Raw genomic sequence first — 4,462 nt, forward strand, 5'->3', positions numbered from 1 at the left:
CGGTGCGCACGGCCAGCCGCACCGCCGCGACCGCGGGATCCGGCCCCACCGCACCCTCCCTCACCACGTGGCGGCGGCCGCTCCCCGGCGGGAGGCGACCGCCACCAGCATGGCGCAGCTCAGGCTTCGGTGCCGCTGGGCTTCTCCAGGGCGAGGATCTCGCCGGGCAGCGACGGTGTGGCGACGCGGGCGATCCACTTGGCCGGGTCGGCGATCTCGTCCAGGGTCGGGAGGGTCTCGGGCGACTGCCAGACCTTGTTGAACCCGTCCATCCCCACCTCGGCATGGACACGCCGGACGAACCTGGACCCTTCGGCGTACTGCTTCATCTTCAGATCGATGCCGAGCAGCCGCCGGATGGTCTTGTCGAGCCGTGAGCCGCCGCCGCGCCGGTGCGTGAACTTGGCGCGGATGTCGGCGACGGACGGGACGACCTCGGGCCCGACGGCGTCCATGACGAAGTCGCCGTGCCCTTCGACCAGGGTCATCACCGCGGTGAGCTTGTCGAGGATCGCGCGCTGCTCGGGGGTCTGGATCGCGTCGATCAGCGTGGAGTCGCCGCCGCGGACGGCGTCGGCGACGGCCTCGGCCGCCTCCTTGATCCGGTCCAGCATCTCGGTGGGGCTGAGATCGGAGGCGAGCAGGAACTTCGTCATCTGGTCCTGGACGTAGCCGCGCAGCCACGGCACCCCGGTGAACTGGGCGCGGTGGGTCTCCTCGTGGAGGCAGACCCAGAGCCGGAAGTCACGCGGATCGACGCCCAGTTCCTGTTCGGTGGCGACGATGTTGGGCGCGACCAGGGTCAGCCGGCCGGTCGGCGCGCGCCCGGACGGGTCGGGCGGCAGGAACAGCTCGTACTGGCCGAGCACCCGGCTCGCCATATAGGCCAGGATCGCCCCCATCTGCACCCCGGTGACCCGGGATCCGACGAGATCGACCACCAGGCCCGTCGCCCCGCTGCCGGGACGCTTCTTGGCGAGCCTGTCCATCAGCGGTTCGAGGACGACGCGGAACCCGTCCACGTTGGCCTTGATCCAGCCCGGCCTGTCGACGACGGTCGCGGGCCGCGGTTCGGGCGGCACGTCCATCCGCGTGAACTCGCGGACGTGTCCCTGGGCGAGCGCCGAGAGCTCTTTGAGCTCGGCGACGACGGCCCTGGCTTCTTCCGCCGGGATCTGCGGCCCGGGCCGGACCAGCCGGCTGCCGGTCTGCACCGCCGTACCCCAGTCGATCATGCTGCCCAAAGCCTGCTCCCCTCGACCGGTGGACGAGCCCTGTCTCGCGTTATTACTCCACCGTAGCTCTTACCCCCCGAACGAACGGTGTACCGGAAAGGTTCGGCGCGGTCAGCAGCCGCAGGACACGACCGTCGAGGCGAGCGTGTCGAGGATCGTCCGGGACGCGCCGAGGTCGACGGCGTCGTTGTCCATGAACGCGAAGGTCAGGAGGCGTCCGTCGGCGTCGGTGACGATCCCGGCGAGCGTGGCGACCTTGCTCAGGGTGCCGGTCTTGGCGCGGACGATTCCGGCGCCGCCCGTCCCGGTGAACCGCTCGGTCAGGGTGCCGCTGAACCCGGCGACGGGCATCCCGCTGATCACGGTCCGCAGCGCGGGGGTTTTACCCGACGCGTCCAGCGCGACGATCCTGGCCAGCGCCAGCGGGGTGATCCGGTCGCGCGGCGACAGGCCGCTGCCGTCGACGGTGTTCACGCCCTCCGCGACGCCCAGCGACTGGAGCACCTGCCGGACGGCCCGCGCGCCGCCCTCGAAGGTCGCCGGCTGGCCCTTCGCGATCGCGACCTGCCGGATCATCGACTCGGCCACGTCGTTGTCGCTGCACTGCATCAGATGCTCGACCAGCGCGGCGACCGTCGGCGACTGGACGTCGGCCAGCGGGGTTCCGCCGCCGCCGGACGCGGCACGCCCCTTGACCGGGGTGATCCCGTAAACCTTCAGCCATTTGCCGAACGCGACGGCCGCGGCGGACGGCCCGTCGGCGACGGCCGGGATGGTCCCTTCGCACGGGTTCGGGGAGATCCGCCCGTTGTCGACCATCAGCGCCGCGACCGGCGCGACACTGCCCTCCGGCACATAGTTCGGCTTCCAGCCGGGGCCGAGCGGCGAACCCTGGTAGAGGGAGGAGTCGTAGTCGACGGCCACCTTCCGCACCCCGGCGGCCTTCAGCGCGACGGCCGTCTTCTTGGCGAGGTCCGACAGCGAGGCGGGACGCGGGTAGCCGGCCGTCGGGGCCTTGGACGACAGGGTCGGATCGCCGCCGCCGACCAGCACGATCCGATCGCCCTTCCGGACCACCTTCGTGGTCAGCCGCTTGTCCGGGCCCAGCGCCGCCATCGCCGCCGTCGAAGTGATGATCTTCGTGGTGGAGGCGGGCACGGCCGGACGCGCCGAACCGCGGTCGTAGAGGAGCCTGCCGGTGGCGGCGTCCAGCACCACCCCGGTGACCTTCGCGCCGCCGATCCCGTTCAGCTTCGACGTCAGAGCCGTCTGTGCCGGAATCCGCCCGGAGGCGGTACCCTGCGTGTTCTCTCCGGGAACGACGACCCGCCGGTGCGCCACGGCGGCCGGCTGGGGAGTCAGCTCCCGCTCCGGTGTGATTTTCACCACGCCGGCGCCGGCGCCGACGGTGAAAACTTGGAGCAAGAAGAGTGTGACCACTGCCACGGGCCGGTCAATGGCCACGCGCACTAGGCCCTCCCCTCGTCCAAGTCCATCACTGTTCGTGCGTCATCCTGTATACACACAACGCCCCATAAGGCACGCATCAATCGGCGGAGGAATAACAGTGGAGTTCGACGTCACCATCGAGATCCCCAAGGGCTCTCGGAACAAGTACGAGGTGGACCACAAGTCCGGCCGCATCCGCCTCGACCGCCTGCTGTTCACCTCCACCCAGTATCCGGCGGACTACGGCTTCGTCGAGGACACCCTGGGTGAGGACGGCGACCCGCTCGACGCCCTGGTCCTCCTCCAGGAGCCGACCTTCCCCGGTTGCCTCATCGAGTGCCGCGTCGTCGGCATGTTCCGGATGACCGACGAGGCGGGCGGCGACGACAAGCTGCTCTGCGTTCCGGCCACCGACCCCCGCTGGGACCACGTCCGCGACATCCACCACGTCGCCGAGTTCGAGCGCCTCGAGATCCAGCACTTCTTCGAGGTCTACAAGGACCTCGAGCCCGGCAAGTCCGTCGAAGGCGCCAACTGGGTCGGGCGTGTCGAGGCCGAAGAGGAGATCGTCCGCTCCCGCAAGCGTTTCGCGGAGACCGACCACCACTAGCCCCACCTCGGCCCCGCCGATCCCGACCCGGCCAGTCTCGACCCGGCCGGTCCCGACTTGGCTGGTCCCGATCAGCCCAGTCTCGATCAGCCCGGTCTGACCGCGCCGATCAGGCCGTTGCGCCAGATGGTCGACACGCGGACCTTCGCCCCGGTGTAGGGCGCTTCGACCATCTGCCCGTCGCCGATGAAGATCCCGACATGATGAATCGTGTCGGGATCTTTCGTGTTCTCGGCGAAGAACACCAGGTCCCCCGGGCTCAACTTCCCGGTAGCCACCCGCTCCCCCGACGTCCACTGCGATCCCGTCCAGTGATCAAGGTCCACCCCGGCCTTCTTCCACGCGTACAGCGCCAGCCCCGAACAGTCGAACCCCCGAGTCCCGCTCCCCTGCTCGACCCCGAGCGACGCCCCCGCCGCATCCCCCCCACCCCACGAATAAGGCGTCCCCACCACCTTCAACGCCTCCCGCACCACCAAAGCCCCCTTATCCACACCCTCCGCAGCCCCTCCCGCCTTCGCACCACCGGCTTTGACAGCCGCACCCGCATCCGCCGCTTTGGCCGCGCGCGCCGCCTTCCCCGCACCCGCCGCCTTCGCGGCACTGCCCGCGTGGCCCGCCTTGCCTGCGTTCGTCGCCTTCGCGGCGCCGTCCGCATTCCCCGCGTTGGCCGCCTTGTCTGCGTTCGCGGCGTTTGCCGTGCCTGGGGTCTTCGCGGCGGCGTCCGCGCTTTCGGGGTTGCCGGGCGTTGCTTTGCGTGGGCGTGTCGTCTTGGTTGTGCTCTTTCTCGTGCTTGCGGCCTTGGGTGCGGTCGTCGTGCTGGGTGTTTTGCTCGTGGATGTCGCGTTGGCGGTGTGGGTTTTCTGTTGGTGGGTGAGGAGGGTGGCTTGGGTTTCGGCTCGGGTTAGGGCGGCTTTGAGGTGGGTCTGGCGGGTGAGGAGGTGGGTGATGGTGGTGCGGTGGGAGGCGAGCGTGGACTGGGCGGTTTGTTTGGCTTGTTCCGCTTGGTGGAAGGCGGACTGGCTGCGGTCGTAGGCGCGGCGGGCCTCGCGGCGGGTGACTCGCGCGACGATGCGGGCGGCGTTGACGCGCTGGAGGGCCGCGGCGAGGTCGCCGGCGATGACCTGGAGGATCGCGGCGCGGTCCACGAAACCCTCGGGGCCGCCGG

The 4,462-nt window shown here is 70.1% G+C and carries 4 protein-coding genes; 1 reads left to right on the forward strand and 3 read right to left on the reverse strand.

The window, feature by feature from the left end; translation table 11 throughout:
- Positions 1-119: 119 nt before the first annotated feature.
- A complete protein-coding gene (locus tag ACYVE7_RS29835) occupies positions 120-1,235 on the reverse strand; it encodes a zinc-dependent metalloprotease (protein ID WP_460369350.1) in 1,116 nt (371 codons plus the stop codon).
- Between the two features lie 111 nt (positions 1,236-1,346).
- Positions 1,347-2,621, reverse strand: coding sequence for a D-alanyl-D-alanine carboxypeptidase/D-alanyl-D-alanine endopeptidase (gene dacB, locus ACYVE7_RS29840; RefSeq protein ID WP_460369352.1), 1,275 nt, complete (start codon positions 2,619-2,621; stop codon positions 1,347-1,349).
- A gap of 181 nt (positions 2,622-2,802) precedes the next feature.
- Here dacB and ACYVE7_RS29845 point away from each other — a divergent pair, with 181 nt between their 5' ends.
- Positions 2,803-3,294 carry an inorganic diphosphatase gene (locus tag ACYVE7_RS29845; RefSeq protein ID WP_460369353.1) on the forward strand — a complete coding sequence of 164 codons (492 nt, stop codon included), beginning with the start codon at positions 2,803-2,805 and terminating at the stop codon, positions 3,292-3,294.
- 86 nt (positions 3,295-3,380) lie between these two features.
- Here ACYVE7_RS29845 and ACYVE7_RS29850 read toward each other — a convergent pair.
- Positions 3,381-4,462 (reverse strand): NlpC/P60 family protein (locus ACYVE7_RS29850; RefSeq protein WP_460369355.1); only part of this gene is annotated, 1,082 nt, incomplete at its 5' end.

The sequence above is a fragment of the Actinocorallia lasiicapitis genome, assembly GCF_054778695.1.